Genomic DNA, 19,626 nt, shown 5'->3' with positions numbered 1-19,626 from the left:
CACCGGCTCAGCGCACCATCAGCGTCCCGCCATCGACGGCAAAGATCTGGCCGGTCATGAAACGCGCGCCGGGAGATGCCAGGAAGGCGAGCACCGGCACCAGATCCTGCGCCATGTCGCCCAGCTTGCCGCCCAGCGGGATCACCCTGGCCATCAGCGCATCGTGCGCGCTCAGTTGCTCCGGGCTCATTTCGGAACGGGTCTGGTCATACATGGGCGTCCAGATGGCCGGGGCGATCGCATTCACGCGGATGTTGTAGGGCCCCCATTCCTGGGCCACGGTGCGGGTCCAGGCCAGGACAGCCCCTTTGGCGGCCGAATAGGCAGACTTGTTGGGAAGCCCCAGCGCGCCGGCTGCAGAAGCGAAGTTGATGATGCTGCCGCCCTGCTCCCTCATATGGGGAAACACCGCCCGGTTCATCAGGAAGGTACCCGTGGCATTGACAGCAAAGACCTTTTCCCAAAACGCCAGACTGGTCCCCTGCGCCGGCGAAGACGGCGCGATGCCCGCGGCATGGATCAGCACATCCAGGCCGCCCAGGCGGGTGCAGGCGGCATCGACCGCGCCCGCAACCGAGCCCTCGTCGGCCACATCGACCTCCATGAAGCCCCGTGCTCCCGCCGCCTTGGCAACGGCTTCGCCGCGTTCGCGGTTCAGGTCCATGGACACGACCAGCGCCCCCATGCCCGTCAGCGAGCGCACAAGGCCCTCGCCCATGCCACTGGCCCCTCCGGTGATGAGGATGCGGCGGCCGGCCAATTCTGAAACGGACATGGTGGTGCTCCTCTAGCGCTGCACTTTGATGGTGGAGGACTCGATGTCCCAGGTGGCAGGCGTCACCCCTTCATCGCGCAGCTGGTACTTCAGAACCCGCCCCTGCGGATTGACCGGCAGTTCTACCCGGAACTCGATGTAACGGGGCACGGCGTAATAAGGCACCCGATCCACCATCCAGCGGCACAGGGCCTCTTCGGTGAGTTGGGCACCCGCCACCCGCTTGGCGGTGACCTTCAGGTCGTCCTCGCCCAGATTCGACCGCACGGCATGAACCGCGACCTGCTCGATGTCGGGATGCTGCAGGATCGCCGATTCCATCTCAAAGCTGGAGATGTTCTCCCCCCGCCGGCGCAGATAGTCCTTCTTGCGGTCCACGAAGTAGAAGAACCCGGCCTCGTCGAACTTGCCAATGTCTCCCGTGTGGAACCACATGTTCCCCATCACCTTCTGCGTGTCCTCGGCCCGGCGCCAGTAGCCCTTGAACATGATGTCGGGATGCAGGGGCCGGCACACAACCTCGCCGGCCTGCCCGGGCGGCAGCGGATTGTCCTGGTCGTCGAAAATGCGCACGTCGAACTCGGGAGCGCACCGTCCCGACGAGCCTGGAGGAACCGGCTCGCCGGCTGGCACCGACGTGATCAGCGCCTCCGTCAAGCCGTAGGCGTTGGAGCCGATGTGGCGCGCGCCGAAGCGGGTGCGCCAGATCGCCTTGATGTCTTCCGTGAACGGATTGCCCTTGACCGTGTGGATCTGGCCGAAGCAGCGCCTCATCGCGTCATTGTCCGGGGCCTGGGCCAACAGCGTACCCAGGGCGCCCAGGATGGACACCACGGTGGCCCCGGATGCCTCCACGGCAGGCCAGAAGCCGCTGACCGAGAACCGTGGAGCGATCGAGATCGTTCCACCCACCAGCAGCGTGGACACCACGCCGGTCGCGATCGCGTTCATGTGGAACAGCGGCAACGGGGTCCACAGCACATCGTTCGGGCCGAACGGCGCAGCCCGCAGGAGCAGGCGCGCCACATGGCACATCTGGTTGCCGCTGATCATACAGCCCTTAGAAGGCCCTGTTGTCCCGGACGTGTAGATCAGGGCGTTGAGCGCGGCCGGATCGGGCAGCTCGGCCAGGGGCGTGGTGTCGTGCCCCCGGTGATCGTCAAGGCTTTCGATGGCAAAACCAACGTCTGGACACCCATTTTCCACAACCCCGCGCACCAACAGGCGCCTAATGCCTTGAAGGTGCCCGGCCACCTCGAACAGGCGCGGAGCGTAGGCCGCATCGCACACCACGATCTCGGCCCCCGAGTCGGCCACCTGGTGGCGCAGGAACTCGCCCTTGAGCGCCGTGTTCAACGGAACGCTCACGGCGGACAGCTTGTTGAGCGCGATCCAGAGAACCACGGCGTCGAGGTGGTTGTCGAACAGCGAAGTGACGGTGGCGCCGGCCTTCACCCCCAATGCCTGCAGCGCATGGGCCATGCGGTTGCTGAGAGCGTCGAACTCGGCGTAGGTGGTTTTCTCGCCACTGAAATCGAACAGGATTTTGTCCGGATGCGCGAGAACCGCGCGGGCCAAGGCCGCCACGGGAGTGTCGCGCAGTCCTGGCGTCCAGCCAGGTGCGCTATCAATGTCTTTGCTCATTCGATGTGCCCTGCCGCGACCGGCGGCAGATTTTTTGCGTTGTGTGAAGGCGCCGATCGGAAGCATGCTGCATGCCACCGCGGCGACGGAACCAGGGCGCCCGCCCGTGGGTGGAGGACGCCCATCAAGGCTGCGTGATGCGCGTACGCAGCAGGCCGATGCCCTCCACCTCTAGTTCCACGACATCGTCAGGCTTGAGGTAGCGCATCTGCTCCAGGCCACAGCCATTGCCCACCGTTCCCGACCCGATGAACTCACCGGGATGCAGGGTTTCGGAGCGCGAGACATGCGCGATCACATCCTCGAACTTCCAATACATGTCGCGCGAATTGCCGCGCCCCCATTCCTCGCCATTGACACGGGCGACCATGTTCAGGTTGTAGGGATCGGGGAGCTCATCGGCAGTGACCAGGCAGGGCCCCATCACGTTGCTGGTATCGAAGTCCTTGCCCTTGGCCGGCCCCAGCATGCCGCCCATTTCCGCGGCCTGGGCATCACGCGCGCTGATGTCATTGAAGATCGTGTAGCCAAAGATGTACTCGCGCGCCTTCTCTTTGGGCACGTCCTTGGCCCGCGCGCCTAGGTAGAAGCCGAACTCGAGCTCAAAATCGAGCGCCTTGCTGTAGCCGGGCCACACGACATCGTCGTCCACGCCGATGGTCGCAAAACGGTTGCATTTGTAGTAGATGGGCTGGCGCAGGAAGGTCTCGATCGCGCGCTCGTCTGAGCGGGTGTTCATGGCCTTCAGTGTGGCCTCCGGATCCGGTGTGCGCGCCGCGCGTGCCCGCCGTGCTGCCGCATAGCTCTGGCGCAGATGCAGCTCGAAGCAAGAGGCATCGCGCATTTGCGGTGGCGGTTGGATGGGCGCCAGGATTCTGACCGCGCTGCGCTCCCGGACGGCCGCACGGGGCGCGCGCGCGATCAGGTCGCGCGCAAGCTCGGAGGCAGCGGGCCCCGCTTCGATCAGCGCGAGGATGCTCGCCAGTGCGTCCGCGCTGCCGCCATGCACGGTCTGCGCCGCCTGCCGCAAGTCAAGCACCGCTTGGTCGCCCTCGATGAATGCGCCTGCGCGGGCGGCTTCGCCTGCAGCCTGAAATGTCACCAGTCTCATATTGATCGTTTCTCTTGTGGGGGGATTGAAAACCAGGGGCAAAGCGCCTCTAGCGGGAACGAAGACTCAGTTGGCCGGCGGCAGAGGCGGCGCGTCAGCGGGCTCCAGCCGGCGGCGAAGCACCACCGGCGCTCCACCATGGCTGCGCTTGACCAGCCATTGGGCAAGCGAAGCATCCATGTAATCGGCGTGTCCTGGGAACCAATTCGCGAGCGCATGGGCGAGATCGCGGGCTATCTGCCCTGGACCGCCATTGCGCAGAATCTCCTGCACCTCGTGCACGGAACGCAGAACCGCCGTATGTTCGTCCACATGGCACTGTGCGGCAGGAAACCCGGTGGAGTCCATCCAGCGCCGCTCCTGCTCGAAATGCTCGACGGCATGTGCTTCGAAAGCGGCAAGGCACCCCGCAAGATCGACATCTTTCGCTGTTTGAAGGGCCGCCACGCACGCGACAAATTCGCGATGGGTGCCATCCATGTCACCGTGCCCAAGCAAGTAGCGATCGGACCAAGCCATGGCATTGCCGCCGCCCTCTCCAACGGCCCCGGGTGACGAATGCTCCTGGGACAAGCGCATGTCTTCCATGATCACACCCGACCGGCCACCGGAATGCACGCGCCTGTGACGGCGCTGGCATCGTCCGACAACAGAAACGCGATGACGGCAGCCAGCGAGCGCGGCGATACCCAGCGCGCGGTGTCGGCATCGGGCATATCGGCCCGGTTGGCAGGCGTGTCCAGAATGCTGGGGCAAACAGCGTTCACACGCACGCCACGATCCTTGACCTCCTCGGCAAGCGCTTCGGTCAGCCGCGCGACGCCAGCCTTGGACGCCGCATAAGCCCCCATTCCCATTCCAGCCTTCTGTGCAGCCAGCGCTCCCACGTTGACGATGCCTGAGCCATCGGCCGCCAACAGCCGTGGCAGAGCCTCCCGGCACGCCACCACGGTACTGCGCAGATTCATCGCATAGAGCGCATCCCACGACTCCAGGGTTCCGCTCTCCAGCGTTTCCCATCGGAACCCCCCGGCGGCGTTCACCAGGCCATCGAAGCCCTGGAGCCGCTCGCTTGCCTGCTGGAATGCGGACCGTGTGGCATCCGGGTCGGTCAGGTCAATGCCGCCGATCACCGCCGTGATCCCAGGCACATCCTGGGCAGCAACACGATCGAGCAGGACAACGCGGGCTCCCTGCTCGACCAGCACGGCCCCCACGGCACGGCCCAGCACGCCCAGGCCGCCGGTCACAACGATATGGCGGTTCGCCAAAGAATGTTCACTCATAGATGCAGATGGTTGGTAGAAACCATTAGTTAGACACATTGACGCAATTTGTTCAGATATTAAACTCTCTCAGCCCGCCTGCGTCAATTCGTAGCGGCCCTGATTCAACCCACTGCCAGCCCGACATACCCCGCGTTCATGCCACGAAAACTGCCCCAGATCACCAGCGACTCATCGGCCTTTTGGCAGGGAGGGGAATCGGGCCGACTGATGATCCATCGCTGCAGCACCTGCCGGCGGTTCTTTCATCCACCCGCTCCGATCTGCCCATTCTGTGGTTCGCTGGATGTGGCGCCGCAGGCCACAACCGGCCGCGGCCGCATCGCCACCTACACCATCAACCACCAGGCGTGGAAGCCCGAGCTGGCCGCACCCTACGTCGTGGCCATCGTCGAGCTCGACGATCAGCCCGGCCTGCGCCTGCTCAGCAACGTAGTGGAATTAGCGCCCGATCAGGTGCGAATCGGCATGCCGGTGCATGTCACTTTCGAGCAGCACGAAGACGTCTGGCTCCCTCTGTTCAAGAAAGCCGAATGATGTTCGACCATCTGTACGAAAAAAACGTGGCGATCGCCGGCGTAGGCCAATCCGAAGTGGCCCGCCCATCCGACAAGTCCGCTATGCGCCTGACCCTGGACGCATGCCTGGAGGCCATTGCCGATGCGGGGCTCACGCGAAAGGACATCGATGGCGTGGCTTGCTGGCCAGGCGACAACAACAATGGCAACAGCTTTTCCCCGGTGGGCCCCAATGCGCTGATCGGCACGATGGGGCTCCACGTCAACTGGTATGGCGGCGGCTACGAAGGGCCGGGGCCACTGGCCGGCGTGATCAACGGCGCGATGGCCATCGCCGCGGGCCTGTGCCGCCATGTGCTGGTGTTCCGCACGATCACCGAAGCGAGCGCGCGGCGGCTCGACAAGAATGCCAACGCCTTGAGCAACAAGACCGCCGGGCGCGACAGCAGCTTCTTCTGGCAGTGGTACACCCCCTATGAAGTGCACTCGGCCATCAACCTGATGGCCATGTACGCGCAGCGGCACTTCCACGAATACGGGACCACCCCCGAGCAGTTGGCGCAAATCGCCCTGACCTGCCGTGCCAACGCCGAGCTCAATCCCAAGGCTGTGTACCGCACGCCCATGACCATGGACGACTACTTGGCCTCCCGCATGATCTCGACGCCCCTGCGCATGTTCGATTGCGACGTGCACTGCGACGGGGCGACGGCCATCGTGCTCTCGCGCATGGATGCGGCGCGCCATGGACCGAATCCCCCCATCCGCCTGGAGGCCATCGGTTCGGCCCTGCACCAGCCCTGGTCCTGGGATCAGGTTTCCCTGACCGGCGGGGCCAGCATCGACGCGGCACGCATGATGTGGCAGCGAACCGATCTCAAGCCGGCTGATGTCCGCAGTGCCCAGTTGTACGACGGCTTTTCCATCCTGACCCTGCTCTGGCTGGAGGCCTTGGGCCTGTGCCCGGTTGGCGAAAGCGGCCGCTTCGTCGAAGGCGGCACGCGGATCGCCCGCGACGGCGCCCTGCCGGTGAACACCAACGGCGGCCAGCTCTCGGGGGGAAGAACCCACGGCCTTGGGTATGTGCACGAGGCTTGCACCCAACTCTGGGAGCGCGCCGGACAGCGCCAGATCGCGCCGCACCAGGTAGCGGTCGCGGCGGCCGGCGGAGGCCCGCTGGCCGGCTCGCTTCTGCTCGTGCGCGAGTGAACCGGCCCTGGCCCTACCTGCCCTTCCCTTCCCCATTGCCGGCACCCTATGACACAACCTCTCCCCACCTCTTCACATACCGCGCATGGCCTGGGCATCGATCTGACTGAGTTCAAGAGCGCGTGGCGCATCGTGATTCTGGCCACGCTGGGACTGGCGATCAACTCCAACTCATCCATGCTGTATGCCTACGGCGCGATGATGGTTCCGCTGCAGCAGACATTTGACTGGGCCCGCGCGGATCTTCAGTCCGCAGTGAGCTTCATGTTTCTGGGATCGGTGGTCGCATCCCAGATCGTGGGCTGGCTCAATCTGCGCTTTGGCATGAAGCGCGTCACGGTGATCTCGCTGTGCATGCTTTCCCTGGCCTTCATCGCCATGACGCGCTTGGGGCCTTCGATCGTGACGCTCTACCTGGGCTTTTTCCTGATGTCCATGGCCAGCATGGGCACTATGCACGTCACCTGGACCCATCTGGTGAACCTGTGGTTCGAGCGCAACCGCGGCCTGGCTCTCGCGCTGGTTCTTTCCGGCACCGGTCTGGCCGCCATGCTCATTCCCTCGGCGGTGAGCGCCGTGATCTCGCAATGGAACTGGCAGGCGGCCTTCTGGCTTCTGGCGGCCCTGCCAATAGTGCTGGTGCTGCCCCTGGTGCTGGCCTGGATGAAAGAGCCTGCCCGCGCCCCGGTCCGCAAGCACAGCGAGTCAGCATCGTCAGCAGATGCCATGGTCACGGGTGCCTCGCTGCGCGAAGGCGTGCGCAATCCTCGCTTCTGGCTTCTGAACATCGCCTTGTCCATGGTCGTGGCCTGCGTGGTGACGCTGGTCACGAATGGTGTCCCCCTGTTGCGCGACAAAGGCCTGGAGGCAGGGGATGCAGCGCGCATCTTCGGCAGCTTTGGCTTGTCGCTGATATTGGGGCGGGTCGTCGTGGGCTACCTGGTGGACCGCCTCTGGGCGCCTGGCGTGGCCGCCGTCGCCCTGGGGCTGCCGGCTCTGGGGTGCCTGCTCCTGGGTATCAGCGGCGCGAACGATACCGGCTGGCTCGTGCTGGGTGTCATGCTGGTGGGCATCGGCGCGGGTGCCGAGTTCGACCTGGCGGCCTTTCTCGTCTCGCGGTATTTCGGCATGCGTGACTACGGCCGCCTGTTCGGCATCCACCTCGGGCTGATCACGCTGGCTTCCACGCTGGCCCCGTGGCTCTTCGGGCAACTCTACCGGGGCACCGGCTCGTACCAGGCGACGCTGTGGGTCTGCGGGCCCATGTTTCTCTTTGGTGGCCTCGCGTTGCTCTCGTTGGGCCGTTATCCGATCTTCGAGCGCAAGACCGCCCCTGACCAAACTCTTTGAAGCAGAACTCTATGTCCCACAATTCCATCGTCATCGTCGGTGCCGGCCAAGCCGGCTATCAGGTTGCAGCATCGCTGCGGCAGGAGGGATTTGAAGGCGCGGTCACCCTCATCGGCGACGAACCTGGCGTTCCCTACCAGCGTCCACCACTGTCCAAGGCCTATCTGCTAGGAAAGGTCGGCGTGGCGGCGCTGCGCTTTCGACCCCCCGAGTACTTTGACGAGCACCGCATCACGCGCATACAGGGCAGTGCCACTGCCATCGACCGGGAACGCCGCGAGCTTGTCCTCGCCAGCGGCGAAAGACTCGCCTACGAGCACCTGGTGCTGGCAACCGGCGCGCGCAACCGTGTGCCGGCGGTCGCGGGCATCGAGCTCGGCGGCGTATTCGGCTTGCGCAACCTAGCAGATGCCGACGGGCTGTCACAGCGCCTGGGCAGCGCGAAGCGCGCAGTGGTCATTGGCGCGGGCTTCATCGGCCTGGAGTTCGCGGCCGTCGCAGCCGCACGCGGCATCGCGGTGGACGTGCTGGAGCTGGGCACGCGGCCAATGGCCCGAGCCCTCTCTGCGGTCACGTCCCAGGTATTCGATCACGCCCACGCCCGGTGGGGTGTGCGAATCCACTATGGCCAGAGCCTCGCCGCAATCCACGGCGATGGCGGCCAGGTGCGCAGCGTGGAGCTGGCCAGCGGCGAAGTCCTGCCGGCGGATCTGGTGGTCTATGGCATCGGCGTGCTGCCCAACGCGGAACTCGCTGCTCAGGCACAGTTGACCGTCAACAACGGCATCGTTGTCGACGCCCATCTGCTCACCAGCGACCCGGCCATTTCCGCCATCGGCGACGTGGTCAGCTTTCCCAGCCCCTGGTCACCACAGGCCATCCGGCTCGAGTCGGTTCAGAATGCCGTGGACCAGGCCAAGGCCGTGGCGGCCCGGCTCATGGGCAAGCCCGCCGGCTATGCCGCCCTGCCCTGGTTCTGGACCGACCAGGGAGAACTCAAGCTGCAAATCGCCGGCCTCGCCGACGGGCACGATGAAACCGTCGTGCTCGGCTCCGTCGAGCAGCACCAGATCAGCGTCCTTTGCTTCCGCGCCGGCCGTTTGGTGGCAGTGGAATCATGCAATCGGCCAGCCGACCACATGGCGGCGCGCAAGCTCATTGCACGCAACACGCCGCTCAGTCCTGCCGAGGCGGCCGCTCCAGGCTTCGATCTCAAGGCGTTCGAAGTCTCGACACGCGAGACCGCCTGAAAACGCGCCGATCCAGCGGCTTCCGCCGGGCTTTCAGCGGCCCTGCGCGGCGACCCCACCCACGCCCACGCCCGCCACTGCCAACTACCCCGCGCCATGAATCGCTTAAAAATCTCCACCCGGCTTGCCATTTCGTTCTCCACCATGGTGCTGCTGCTGGTCGCGCAGGGCGCAATGGTGCTGTTCCTGTCCGCCGCGCAGCGTGAGGCGATGGAAGACATCGTTCAAAGGAGCAACCCCATCACCAAGGCATTGAGTGCGGTGATCGACGGGTCGAACATGGAAACCATCCAGTTCCGCAATCTGGCCTTGTTCTCGTCCCCGGACATTCAGCAGGCGGCGCTGGCCCAGATCAAGGTCGAACGCGGCAACATCGCCGCACAGACGCAAATTCTGGATCAGCTCATCGAATCCGACGAAGGTAAGGCCTTGCACCAGAGCATCAAGCCTCTGCGTGCCAAGGACCTTGCATTGGGCAATCAGTTTCTTGAACTGTTTGCCAAGGAACAATGGGTGGAGGCGCTGGCCTTGCTGGAGAGCAAACAGCGCCCCGCGCAGATCGAATACCAGAACGCGATCCGCAAGCAAGCGGAACTCCAGGCGCAGGTCATGGCCGAAGCCGGCCATCGGGCCGAGTCGGCCACCCGCAATTTGACGCGGGGGCTCCTGGTCGCGAGCGCCGTGACCATTGCTCTGGCCCTGTTCCTCGCTATCACCATCATCCGCTCGATCACTCGCCCGCTGATGCAGGCCGTTTCAGTGGCCGACCGCGTCGCCAGCGGCGATCTGAGCGGGCACATCACCGTGCAGTCCCAGGACGAAATGGGCCACCTGCTGGAGACGCTGCAGCGCATGCAGCACAGCCTGGCGCAGACGGTCACGGCGGTGCGCAGCAATGCACAGGGCGTCGCCTCGGCCAGCACCGAGATCGCGGCGGGCAACCATGACCTGTCGGGCCGCACCGAAGAGCAGGCCAGCGCACTGCAGCAAACCGCCGCGTCGATGGAACAACTGGGCTCCACGGTGAAGCAGAACGCCGACAACGCGCGCCAGGCCAACCAGCTCGCCCTGAGTGCCTCCACCGTGGCCACCCAAGGCGGCGAAGTGGTCGCCGAAGTGGTCAAAACAATGAAGGGCATCGACGACAGCAGCCACAAGATTGCCGACATCATCAGTGTGATCGACGGCATCGCTTTCCAGACCAACATCCTGGCCCTGAACGCCGCAGTGGAAGCCGCCCGCGCGGGCGAGCAAGGCCGCGGCTTTGCTGTGGTAGCCAGCGAGGTGCGCAGCCTCGCAGGCCGCAGCGCCGAAGCAGCCAAGGAAATCAAGCGGCTTATCACCGACAGCGTGGAGCGCGTGGAGCAGGGGTCGCAGCTCGTGGGCAAGGCCGGTGCCACGATGACGGAGGTCGTCACCGCCATCCGCCGTGTAACGGACATCATGGGCGAAATCAGCGCCGCGAGCAGCGAACAGAGCCAGGACATGGGACAAATCGGAGAAGCGGTCGCGCAGATGGACCAGACCACGCAGCGAAATGCCGCGCTGGTCGAAGAAATGGCCGCGGCTGCCAGCAGCCTAAGCAGCCAGTCCCAGGCGCTGGTGGAAGCCGTGGCGGTGTTCAAGCTGTCGGACGAAGAGGTCGTGCGCACCATCAGTGCCGTGCCCCTGCCTCGCACGCTCCACGCAAGCGCGCCGATAAAAACTATCATGCTAGCCAGGGAGCACTAGGGCCGCAAGCATCAAAGCGGCAAGGCCCAGCCGCCATTGCCGCGCCCGTCTCACACGAAAGCGCGCCGCCCGCCATGGGCAGTGAGGGCGATTGGAAGCGCATCTGAGTTTCCGGCGGTCTGGACTGTTCGGCGGGAAATCAGCACGCGAGTGAATGCCCCGTTCATTGGCGCGGGATCTGCCTGAGCGGTGAACACGCGTCCTCTTTGAAGTTTTGATAGCTGCTTGCGCTTTCTGGATGGGCGCTTGAGGCCAATTTGGCCTGTATCTTCCGTGCACGCATCCGGGCCCCTGCAAGGGTATTGCCCTGCACTGAAGATGAGACCAGCCCCGCCACAGCGCCAACCTGGACCGCTGGTGACGAACGCGCCACGCGCACTCGGAGCGCGTGGACATCCACCCGCAAAAAAACACCCCCTGGTACAAACCGTGGAGGTCTGCCAGGGGGTTCAAAACCCCGGATTCCACGGGGTACTGTGTCAATCACCGGCCTTGCCTCCGGTACTTGCACCTTGGAGAACGTGTCCAGGTTCGGCCCGGTCAGGCCATGGCTCCCAGAAAGTCAGCCTTGCCCAGCTCCACGCCTGCCTGGCGGAGCAACGCATAGGCCGTGGTCACATGAAAGAAGAAATTCGGCAGCGACCACTGCTGTAAGAAGGTCTGCCCCGTGAAGTGCAGCGGATCGCCTTGCCGCTGCGGCACGACCAGGGGCCGCTCGGCGCTCCCGGCCAATTGCTGCGGCGAAACGCCTTCCACGAAGCCGATGGCGTCCCGGACGCGGACACGCAACCCTTCGAAGCTCTCGTCGGAGCCTTGAGCAGCAGGCAGTTCCACGGCACCCAGGCGCGCGACGGCGAGCCGCGCCACCTCGCTGGCAATGGCAACTTGCTTGCCAAAGGTCAGCATGTCGGGCGACAGCTTCGTATTCAGGAAGGCCGCGCTGTCAAAACTTCTGGCCTGGGCATGGCCTTCGGCTTTGTCAAGCCAGGTCAGCAGGTTGCGCAGCATGCGGGCATAGATTTCCGCGCTGGCGGCATGCATGGATAAAGACATGGTCGGATATGGTTGGTTGGGTTCAGAGTTTGTTGGATCCCATGCGTGCGAAGAACTCGCGCATGGGCACCATGGACGGGGCGTGGCTGGTGAAGCCGCCATCCACTGGAATCACCGCCCCCGTGATGAATGAGGACTCGTCGCTGGCCAGGAAGCTCACCACGTCGGCAATCTGCTTTGGCGAACCGAGCTGAGGCGTCAGGTGCTGATCCAGGAGGATCTGCTTGATCTCCTGCGGAACGCCCTTCTGCGCGTGCTCGTTGAGCACAAAGCCAATCATGATGGCATTGGATCGGATACCCTCCTTGCCGTACTGAGCGGCCACGGAACGTGCCAGCGCCATCAGGGCCGCCTTGGAGGCGGCATAGGCGGTCAGCGTTGCATCACCCAGCAGCCCGAAGCCCGACGTCGCAAAGATGATCGATCCACCGCCGACCTTGAGCATGTGCGGGATGGCGTGCTTGCAGCACAGCATGGCGCCGCGCGCATTGACGTTCATGGCCCTGTCCCATGCGGAAAGGTCCACGTTGCAGACATCGCGGTCACCGGCACGCTGCGCCGGATCCAACGCGGCCGCATTGTTGTGCAGGACATCGATCCGCCCAAAGTGGTCGAGCACGGCGGAAACCATCGCCGCGACCCCCTCCTCGGAAGTCAGGTCGGTTTGGATGGCCAGAGCCTTGCCACCCCCCGCCTTGATTTCGGCGGCCACCGACTGAGCGCCCTCCAAGTTGATGTCCACCACCGCGACACGGGCTCCATGCCGGGCCAGCGAACGCGCACATTCAGCCCCAAGACCCGCCCCCGCACCGGTCACGATGGCGACCTTTCCATCCAGTTTGCGTTCGCTCATTGCATCTCCAGAAAAGCGATGTTTTGAAATTCATTCACCAGAAAAACAGGGCGCCCGTTTCTCGCGAAACGCCAGCGCGGCTTCCTTGACGTCGTTCATCGGAACCAGCATGGCGAACAGATCCAATTCCAGGTCCAGGCCGCTCTTGAGATCCAGGTGGCTGGCTGCGCGTGCTGCCTGCTTGGCGAACAGCGTCGCCGTGGGCGGCCTCTGGGCAATGCGTTCAGCCAAGCTAGCGACCTCTGCGAGCAGGGATTGCGTGCTGTCAGCCATGCGGGTGATCAGGCCGATGTCGAACGCCCGGCGTGCGTCAACCCGATCACCGGTCAAGAGCAGATCCAGCGCACGCCCCGGGCCGACCACGGAGCCAAGGCGCTGGGTTCCTCCCCCACCAGGGATCAAGCCCAGCCCTGTTTCGGGAAGGGCAAACACGGCGTCCGGCGCCGCGAAACGCAGATCGCAAGCCAAGGCCAGTTCCATGCCCCCGCCCATGCAATAGCCATGAATGGCGGCGATCACAGGTTTCTCGGTGCGATCCAGCGCCTCGATCCAACGCGACTTCTGCATGCGCCGGCGCACCTGCACCGATGTTTCCGCAGCCCGCCGTTCCTTGATGTCGGCTCCGGCGCAGAACCCACGCGTACCTGCGCCGCGTATCACAATCGCCCGCACGGACGGATCTCCATCCAGTTCGGCCAGCGCCGCGGGAACACCACGGCGAATGTCGTCGTTGATCGCATTGATCTGGTCCGGGCGATTGAGCACGATCCAGCCAACGCCTCCCCGGCGCTCCACCTCGACGGCATTCCCGGGGGCCGCAGCTTCGTCACGCGTCGGGGTGGCCGGTTTGTGAAAGGAGGTTTCCATCATCGGTTCAATACTCCTCGAACTCAAACAGTTGCCCCCGCAGGTCGGCCGGATCGACCCGGATCAGCGGCTTCCCACCCACCGCCTCGCATTCGTCGATCCAGGTGAAACGGGTACCGCGTGCCTTGAGGTCCTCGGCCTTGGCCTGGAGACCGTTCACCGCGATGCGGATGTAGTAGGGGCCTGGCCCCCAGGAATTCAGGTAGACGCCGGCATCACCGTTCCAGCGGGTCGCCTCGATCACGTCCAGCGAAGCGCTGTGCGGTACCGTGAATTCCATGCGGGCGCGACGGTACCCCTCCTTGTCCAGAGACTCCACAGGGCCGCCAGGCTCCCAATCGAGATTGGCCGATACCGTGCGCAGGGTTTCGTCCAGATTGCGAACGATGTAACCGCGCGAGGTGACTCGCACCATGTCGCCCGGTTTGGGATCGCGCGGCTCGGGCGGGGGCACGCTGAAGGTATCGGCTGGCATCTGCAGCGGCTCCAGGGGCATGACCTCGATGCAAAGACCGCCGTCCACCGATGGGTGGTAACGGGGATCCTCCGGCGTCGCGCCCAGCCAGAGCCGATCAAACGGCATGTCGGGGGTACGCTGCGCCATGCGGAACCGCAAGCGCCGACGCATGAGTTTCTCGACCAGCAGGTCGAACCTGTCGCCGCGCGCGGCCAGCACGATCGAGTGGGTCACCATGGGCCGGTGCGCGCCCTGGTAAGCCTTGAGGCTCTCCAGGAAGTCGTGGAACATCGGATCGCCCGGGTTGGGTTGGTCCAAGTGGCACTGCGGCTCGATGCGGGTGGGGGCGACCGCCAACGATTTGTGAACCCGCAGGAAATGGGCAATGTAGGGATGGCCATCGAACGCTTGGCGCCAGTTGGGATGGCCGTGGAGGCCCAGCTTCGTCACCAACAGTTGCGCCATGCCGTCCGGGTCGGACAGCATCATGTCGGCACTCATCAACAGATCAAACACAGGCGTTGCTCCAAGAGAAGGAAAAAGTCAAAGAGGAAGTGCGCCATCCGCGGGCAGTGCAGACTTGGTCTGCCGTGGATTGAGCAGGAAATGGGACAAGGCGGGAATCAGCACCAGGGCACCCACCATGTTCCACAGGAACATGAAGGTCAGCAAAATGCCCATGTCCGCCTGGAACTTGATCGGCGAAAATGCCCAGGTGATCACGCCCGCGGCCATGGTCAGCCCCACCAGCGCCACCACGCGTCCCGTGAAGTCGAGCGACCTCCGGTATGCCTCGGCGAGCGTCGAGCCACGGCGCTGCATCGCAATCTGCACACTCAGCAGGTACAGGGCGTAGTCCACCCCGACGCCGACACCCACCGCGATCACTGGCAACGTGGCCACCTTGAGCCCGATGCCCATCCACACCATCAAGGCCTTGCAGATGATGGTGGTGATCACCAAGGGAACCATCGCCACGATGGTGGCGCGCAGGCTGCGGAAGGTCAGCAGGCACAGCAGCGCCGTGGCGCCATACACGGCCAGGTACATCAGCAAGATGCCGCGCTCGACCTCAATGTTGGTCGCCGCCTCGATACCCGCGGAACCCGCCGCGAGCAAAAAGCGCGGCCCGCCGTCGGCAGAAGCACTGTTGTGCTCCGCGGCAAAGGCCTCACTCACCTGAAGCACGCGCTTGAGCGTGTCCGCCTTGTGATCGGCCAGGTAGGCAATCAGTGGCGAGACGGAACACGAGGTATTGGTGATGTCCGGACTCGCAATCATGGCGGCCCCCACCGCCGCATTCGTGATGCCCTGGTCCCGGCTGATGGTGAGCCACTTGCCACTGCCCTCATTCAAGGCTGCAGTGATGAAGCGCGTGGACTCCGCCAGCGAACTGGTGGCCTGCACGCCCTCGGTCTGGCGCAGTGCCTGGGCCAGTTGGTCCATCAACTGCAAGGTGCCGTACAGCCGGCAGCCATCGTCAGGATTGGTCATGATGACCACGAACTGATCATTCGACAGCCCGTAGTGGGCCGTGATATAGGCACTGTCGCGGTTGTAGCGCGAGTCCTGCCTCAATTCGGGCGCCCCCGGATCCAGGTCGCCGATGCGCAGGTCGAACATCACGACCGTGCAGACCGCGGTCATCACGGCGGCAAGCGCCACCGTCACCGTGGCCGCGCGACGCTCCGTCAGGCGATCCAGCGCACTCCAGGTGCGTCCGAGCCATCCTTGCTTGCGCGTCGTGTCCTCGGCGAGGGCGCGGCGCGCCGCAGCCTCGCTCACGCCGATGTAGGACAAGGTCACCGGGATCAGCACGAGCTTGGTGAAGACCAGCACCGTGATCCCGATGCTGGTGGTCAGGGCCAGATCGCGAATAACCGGGATATCGATGATCACCAGCACGGCGAAGCCGACAATGTTGGTCAAAAGCGCCGTCAGGCCCGCCATGAAGAGGCGCCGGAAGGTGTAGCGCGCGGCAACGTATTTGTGCGTCCCACGGCCCACGTCCTGCAGGATGCCGTTCATCTTCTGGGCACCGTGCGAGAGCCCAATCGCGAAAATCAGGAATGGGACCAGGATCGAGTAGGGGTCCAGCTCGTAGCCCAGCAGGTTCATCAACCCCAGCAGCCACACCACCCCGGCAACGGCAACGCTCACCAGCAGCATGGTGCTGCGGATGCACCGGGTATAGAGGTAGACAAACAGCGCGGCGACCGCCACCGAGAGTCCGAAAAAGAGCATCACCTCATGGAGCCCTGCGATCAGATCGCCGACGATCTTTGCAAACCCGACCATGTAAATGCCGGTGCTCTCGTCCTCGAACGACCGGATCTCCTTCTCCAGGATGCGGGAGAACTCGCCATAGTTCAACGGCTCGCCCGTCTTGGGATGCCGGTCCAGCAACGGCACGATGATCATCGTAGAGCGCGCGTCATTGGCCACCAGGCTTCCAACAATGCCTGACCGCCCAACGTTTTCCTTGAGCTTGCTGATCGATTCCTGGCTGCCGCTGTAGTCCGGCGGCATGACAGGCCCCCCCACCACGCCCTCCTCCGTCACCTGCCGCCAGCGCACGATGGGCATCCAGAGCGATTTCATCCACGAGCGGTCGACCCCTGGAATCAGGTAGAGAGCGTCATTGACCTTGCGCAGTTTTTCCAGGTAGGCTGCGTCGTAGACATCACCGCTCTTGTTCTCCACGACGACCCGCACCGTGTTTCCCAACCCGGGGAGTTCCTCCCGATAGGCAAAGTAGGTCTGAATGTACGGGCTGGAGGATGGGATCATCCGCTCAAAGCTGGCATTGACTTCCAGCTTCAGAGCGAAGTATCCCAGCACTGCGGTAGCGACAAGGCACAGCAGCAACACTAGCAACCGGTTGTTAAAAACCAGTTGCTCCAGGCGGCTTCCTGACTTGCGGTCGAACTGTGCCGGATCGCGAACGACCGGCATGGCGGGTTGCTGGGAATGAGCAGACATCAGAACTTTCACGAAGCAGATCTAAAGGATCTGCGGCCTTCATTTACCTTGCGCGGGGAACGCGATGACTCCGACACCGTTCATGCGCGCCAGAGCCAAACGATGGGTGTTGGTCATCGCGGCGTCATAGACCTCGGCACCTGGCGCTTGGTCATATAGGGTGGCGCGGGCAGCAGCAAAATCCACGGCAAGCACATTCCCATGCTGCGACACCAGAAAAGCGGAATCCCCATGGGCGATCGCACTCACAAGATTGGCATCGAGACCAGTCTCGATCTTTTTCCACGCATGCCCAGCGTCCTCGCTGACAAAGGCATTGCCACGCAGGCCGTAGGCCAGCAAGCGGGCACCGAACTGCGCGATCCCGAAGAAACTGCCGTTGTAAGGCGTCTGCACACGCTTGAAGCGTTGAGCCGTTGCATCGAGATGCATCACAAGGCCCTGCTCACCCGCGACGAAGACGCCCCCTTCCCCACCTGCCAGTGCATAGAGGTGGTACCGCTGGTCGTTGTCGGTTTTCCAGAGCCAGGGTTGCCACGTGTTGCCGGCATCGCTGGTTTTCAGGATCAAGCCGAAACCGCCCACGGCAAAGCCGGTGAGGCCATCGGGAGCGAACCAAATGTCGAGCAACGGCGCGGGCCAGACGTCCGCCGTGGCCGATTGCCCAACTGTCCGCTGGATCTCCGCCTCCCTCTCTTCGGAGCCTTTGGCGGAATCGCGCAGCAGCGTCAATACCGCACGCCCGTCCAGCACCCGCGTCCACGAGGCGCCGCCATCGGGCGACCTCAGGGCCACGGCATCGTGCCCCACGGCCCACGCCACGCCGGAACCAGTGAATCGCACCGTGGTGAGGTCGGTAGAAACCGGGCTGGCGACTTGACGCCAGGATACGCCACCATCTTTAGAGAGCAGAATCAAGCCGCGCGGACCCACCGCAATGGTGCGCCCACCTTGGCTCGCCACTCCGCTGGCCGTCGCCCGCTGCGCCGACACCAGAGTTCGCGATGGTGCATCGATCAGATCCGGGCGGGCTGCGCTTTGCGCTGCGATCACCCATGGCACCGTCAGCAGCACACACCCGCCAGCGAGCGCGGCGCAAGCCCAACGCGAACGAAAGAAAGAACGCAGGAAAGTCATGGCCGGGGGATCCAATCGAGGTTGGTCATGCACGAGGCTCAGCGAGCCGATTCCCGCGATACGATGGCTTCAGGATTCATCTCGCGCTCGCTGCGCGCGGATGGAAGCACCTTGTAGCCTCCCACCATCACATCGTTGACATAGACGTACATGCCCTTGTTGAAGTCGTACACCACATTCTTCGCAGCAAAGGGGATCTGCTTGTCGTACATCGGCGAAGCGGCCTGAAACAGGCTACGGTACAACTGACCATTCTGGTCAAAGGCATCGTAGTTGGCGGCGCCGGTCAAATCTTCATCAAAGTAGTAGATGCGCTTGGAATACGCATGACGCTGGCCCGGCTTGAGCGTGGCTTCCACGGCCCAGACACGGTGCTTTTCCCAGCGCTCGCACTCCGGATTGACGTGGTTCGGCAGCAAAGCCTTTTCGGCCGTCGGGCAATCGTACAGATTCTTGTAGGCGTTGTACTGGATGTACATCTCCTTCTTGCCGATGAGCTTGAAGTCGAAGCGATCCATGATGCCGGAGAATACGAACAGTTCGTCGAACAAAGTCACGCCGCCCATGCTGGCCACGGGCGTGTCATAGGCGAACTCAGGTGAGAGCTTCACACGGCGCAGGCCCGGGGTATAGCTCCAAGCCTTGCGCGGACGAGCCACCGGATCGAGATAGTCTGCCAAGCCTGTCATTTCGCCTGCACGCCGTGCCGGCACCTTGCTGATCGAATACACCCGCCACGCCATGTCCGGATCGCGATCTGCCACGTCGGTCTGGTAGTACACAAAGTCCTGGAACGTCGCTTGCTCCGCCGTCACCACGGCCTTGCCCGAAGTATCAATCACCCAGGAGCGGGAGGCCGCAGTGGTGATCGCGGTCTCTCCCTGGTAACGCAGGATTTGGTTCCACATCACCTCGTATCCGGTCTTCGGAATGGGGAACGGGATGCCACCGCGGCAGGCGTTTTCAATGGCAAGGCCCTCTTTGGTTGCCTTGCACGTGGTCGCATTGCGGACGGTCGCATCCAGAATCTTCTTGGGATAGGCCGCCGTTCTGTGCGTGGGATACACATTAAGGTAGTACCCTGGGTACTTGGACAGCAGGTGCTTCTGCCCTTCGCTCAGCAAGGCTGCGTGCTGTGCCATGTTCTTGCTGTCGATGCGCAGCACGGGCTTTTCGTCTTTGAACGGATCGGTCCAGAAGCCGCTATCCGGCTTGAAGCCCTCAGGAGCCTTGGTCAACCCCCCGGTGTAGGCGGGGATGCTGCCATCGGCATTAGCTGCCTTGACCGCTCCGAACGGGGTTAGGGTGGTGCCCAGTTGCTTGGCCTCTTCCGCTGTCACGGCCGCGAAAGCTGGCGCGGCAAGGCCGATGGCAACCAGCGACAGGATGTTGTGGAATTTCAT

General features: G+C 63.8%; 17 protein-coding genes. 5 read left to right on the top strand and 12 right to left on the bottom strand.

Going from position 1 to position 19,626, the window contains the following annotated elements; all coding sequences use genetic code 11:
• Positions 1 to 7 precede the first annotated feature (7 nt).
• The 5 genes from BDD18_RS21215 to BDD18_RS21195 form a co-directional block, all read right to left on the bottom strand.
• On the bottom strand, positions 8 to 775 hold the full coding sequence (locus tag BDD18_RS21215; protein WP_142085788.1) for an SDR family NAD(P)-dependent oxidoreductase: 768 nt from the start codon (positions 773 to 775) through the stop codon (positions 8 to 10).
• A 12-nt stretch (positions 776 to 787) separates the two neighbouring features.
• Positions 788 to 2,419 carry an AMP-binding protein gene (locus tag BDD18_RS21210; protein ID WP_142085785.1) on the bottom strand — a complete coding sequence of 544 codons (1,632 nt, stop codon included), beginning with the start codon at positions 2,417 to 2,419 and terminating at the stop codon, positions 788 to 790.
• A 124-nt stretch (positions 2,420 to 2,543) separates the two neighbouring features.
• Complete coding sequence (locus BDD18_RS21205; RefSeq protein WP_060987189.1) at positions 2,544 to 3,530, bottom strand: fumarylacetoacetate hydrolase family protein; 987 nt, start codon at positions 3,528 to 3,530, stop codon at positions 2,544 to 2,546.
• A 66-nt stretch (positions 3,531 to 3,596) separates the two neighbouring features.
• On the bottom strand, positions 3,597 to 4,010 hold the full coding sequence (locus tag BDD18_RS21200; protein ID WP_233559581.1) for a bacteriohemerythrin: 414 nt from the start codon (positions 4,008 to 4,010) through the stop codon (positions 3,597 to 3,599).
• Positions 4,011 to 4,120: 110 nt separating this feature from the next.
• Positions 4,121 to 4,816 (bottom strand): SDR family oxidoreductase, encoded by a 696-nt coding sequence (locus tag BDD18_RS21195; protein ID WP_060987190.1) that lies wholly within the window; start codon positions 4,814 to 4,816, stop codon positions 4,121 to 4,123.
• A gap of 138 nt (positions 4,817 to 4,954) precedes the next feature.
• Here BDD18_RS21195 and BDD18_RS21190 point away from each other — a divergent pair, with 138 nt between their 5' ends.
• From BDD18_RS21190 to BDD18_RS21170, 5 genes are all read left to right on the top strand, one after another.
• Positions 4,955 to 5,353, top strand: coding sequence for a Zn-ribbon domain-containing OB-fold protein (locus BDD18_RS21190; RefSeq protein WP_142085783.1), 399 nt, complete (start codon positions 4,955 to 4,957; stop codon positions 5,351 to 5,353).
• Complete coding sequence (locus tag BDD18_RS21185) at positions 5,350 to 6,543, top strand: thiolase family protein (protein WP_199865950.1); 1,194 nt, start codon at positions 5,350 to 5,352, stop codon at positions 6,541 to 6,543. Before BDD18_RS21190 ends, BDD18_RS21185 begins: the two co-directional genes overlap by 4 nt.
• Positions 6,544 to 6,591: 48 nt before the next feature.
• A complete protein-coding gene (locus tag BDD18_RS21180) occupies positions 6,592 to 7,893 on the top strand; it encodes an MFS transporter (RefSeq protein ID WP_063460674.1) in 1,302 nt (433 codons plus the stop codon).
• An 11-nt stretch (positions 7,894 to 7,904) separates the two neighbouring features.
• Positions 7,905 to 9,143 (top strand): NAD(P)/FAD-dependent oxidoreductase, encoded by a 1,239-nt coding sequence (locus tag BDD18_RS21175; protein WP_063460675.1) that lies wholly within the window; start codon positions 7,905 to 7,907, stop codon positions 9,141 to 9,143.
• Between the two features lie 96 nt (positions 9,144 to 9,239).
• Positions 9,240 to 10,874, top strand: a complete 1,635-nt coding sequence (locus BDD18_RS21170; protein WP_142085781.1) for a methyl-accepting chemotaxis protein — start codon at positions 9,240 to 9,242, stop codon at positions 10,872 to 10,874.
• A 540-nt stretch (positions 10,875 to 11,414) separates the two neighbouring features.
• Here the strand turns inward: BDD18_RS21170 and BDD18_RS21165 are convergent.
• The 7 genes from BDD18_RS21165 to BDD18_RS21135 form a co-directional block, all read right to left on the bottom strand.
• Entirely contained in the window at positions 11,415 to 11,915 is a 501-nt protein-coding gene (locus BDD18_RS21165) for a DUF1993 domain-containing protein (RefSeq protein WP_060986285.1), read from the bottom strand.
• Between the two features lie 34 nt (positions 11,916 to 11,949).
• Positions 11,950 to 12,780 carry an SDR family NAD(P)-dependent oxidoreductase gene (locus BDD18_RS21160; RefSeq protein ID WP_063460677.1) on the bottom strand — a complete coding sequence of 277 codons (831 nt, stop codon included), beginning with the start codon at positions 12,778 to 12,780 and terminating at the stop codon, positions 11,950 to 11,952.
• A gap of 30 nt (positions 12,781 to 12,810) precedes the next feature.
• A complete protein-coding gene (locus BDD18_RS21155; protein ID WP_244939188.1) occupies positions 12,811 to 13,650 on the bottom strand; it encodes an enoyl-CoA hydratase/isomerase family protein in 840 nt (279 codons plus the stop codon).
• Between the two features lie 4 nt (positions 13,651 to 13,654).
• On the bottom strand, positions 13,655 to 14,620 hold the full coding sequence (locus BDD18_RS21150) for a VOC family protein (RefSeq protein ID WP_142085779.1): 966 nt from the start codon (positions 14,618 to 14,620) through the stop codon (positions 13,655 to 13,657).
• A gap of 27 nt (positions 14,621 to 14,647) precedes the next feature.
• The gene (locus BDD18_RS21145; RefSeq protein ID WP_244939187.1) at positions 14,648 to 17,059 is read right to left on the bottom strand and encodes an efflux RND transporter permease subunit; all 2,412 of its coding nucleotides are present in this window, start codon (positions 17,057 to 17,059) and stop codon (positions 14,648 to 14,650) included.
• A 66-nt stretch (positions 17,060 to 17,125) separates the two neighbouring features.
• Complete coding sequence (locus tag BDD18_RS21140) at positions 17,126 to 18,223, bottom strand: WD40/YVTN/BNR-like repeat-containing protein (protein WP_142085777.1); 1,098 nt, start codon at positions 18,221 to 18,223, stop codon at positions 17,126 to 17,128.
• Positions 18,224 to 18,261: 38 nt separating this feature from the next.
• Positions 18,262 to 19,626: a DUF1329 domain-containing protein gene (locus BDD18_RS21135; protein ID WP_142085775.1), complete on the bottom strand. Its 1,365-nt coding sequence runs from the start codon at positions 19,624 to 19,626 to the stop codon at positions 18,262 to 18,264.

The sequence above is a fragment of the Acidovorax temperans genome, from assembly GCF_006716905.1.
In the GTDB taxonomy this organism is placed as follows: Bacteria; Pseudomonadota; Gammaproteobacteria; order Burkholderiales; family Burkholderiaceae_C; genus Acidovorax; species Acidovorax temperans.
Note: the sequence above shows the minus strand (reverse complement) of the source record. Positions and strands in the feature narration are given on the sequence as shown.

Excerpts from the sequence above, each read along its gene's own strand:
- BDD18_RS21215 (WP_142085788.1), bottom strand. The coding sequence starts at position 775 with ATGTCCGTTTCAGAATTGGCCGGCCGCCGCATCCTCATCACCGGAGGG.
- BDD18_RS21210 (WP_142085785.1), bottom strand. The coding sequence starts at position 2,419 with ATGAGCAAAGACATTGATAGCGCACCTGGCTGGACGCCAGGACTGCGC.
- BDD18_RS21205 (WP_060987189.1), bottom strand. The coding sequence starts at position 3,530 with ATGAGACTGGTGACATTTCAGGCTGCAGGCGAAGCCGCCCGCGCAGGC.
- BDD18_RS21200 (WP_233559581.1), bottom strand. The coding sequence starts at position 4,010 with ATGGATGGCACCCATCGCGAATTTGTCGCGTGCGTGGCGGCCCTTCAA.
- BDD18_RS21195 (WP_060987190.1), bottom strand. The coding sequence starts at position 4,816 with ATGAGTGAACATTCTTTGGCGAACCGCCATATCGTTGTGACCGGCGGC.
- BDD18_RS21190 (WP_142085783.1), top strand. The coding sequence starts at position 4,955 with ATGCCACGAAAACTGCCCCAGATCACCAGCGACTCATCGGCCTTTTGG.
- BDD18_RS21185 (WP_199865950.1), top strand. The coding sequence starts at position 5,350 with ATGATGTTCGACCATCTGTACGAAAAAAACGTGGCGATCGCCGGCGTA.
- BDD18_RS21180 (WP_063460674.1), top strand. The coding sequence starts at position 6,592 with ATGACACAACCTCTCCCCACCTCTTCACATACCGCGCATGGCCTGGGC.
- BDD18_RS21175 (WP_063460675.1), top strand. The coding sequence starts at position 7,905 with ATGTCCCACAATTCCATCGTCATCGTCGGTGCCGGCCAAGCCGGCTAT.
- BDD18_RS21170 (WP_142085781.1), top strand. The coding sequence starts at position 9,240 with ATGAATCGCTTAAAAATCTCCACCCGGCTTGCCATTTCGTTCTCCACC.
- BDD18_RS21165 (WP_060986285.1), bottom strand. The coding sequence starts at position 11,915 with ATGCATGCCGCCAGCGCGGAAATCTATGCCCGCATGCTGCGCAACCTG.
- BDD18_RS21160 (WP_063460677.1), bottom strand. The coding sequence starts at position 12,780 with ATGAGCGAACGCAAACTGGATGGAAAGGTCGCCATCGTGACCGGTGCG.
- BDD18_RS21155 (WP_244939188.1), bottom strand. The coding sequence starts at position 13,650 with ATGATGGAAACCTCCTTTCACAAACCGGCCACCCCGACGCGTGACGAA.
- BDD18_RS21145 (WP_244939187.1), bottom strand. The coding sequence starts at position 17,059 with ATGCCGGTCGTTCGCGATCCGGCACAGTTCGACCGCAAGTCAGGAAGC.
- BDD18_RS21140 (WP_142085777.1), bottom strand. The coding sequence starts at position 18,223 with ATGACTTTCCTGCGTTCTTTCTTTCGTTCGCGTTGGGCTTGCGCCGCG.
- BDD18_RS21135 (WP_142085775.1), bottom strand. The coding sequence starts at position 19,626 with ATGAAATTCCACAACATCCTGTCGCTGGTTGCCATCGGCCTTGCCGCG.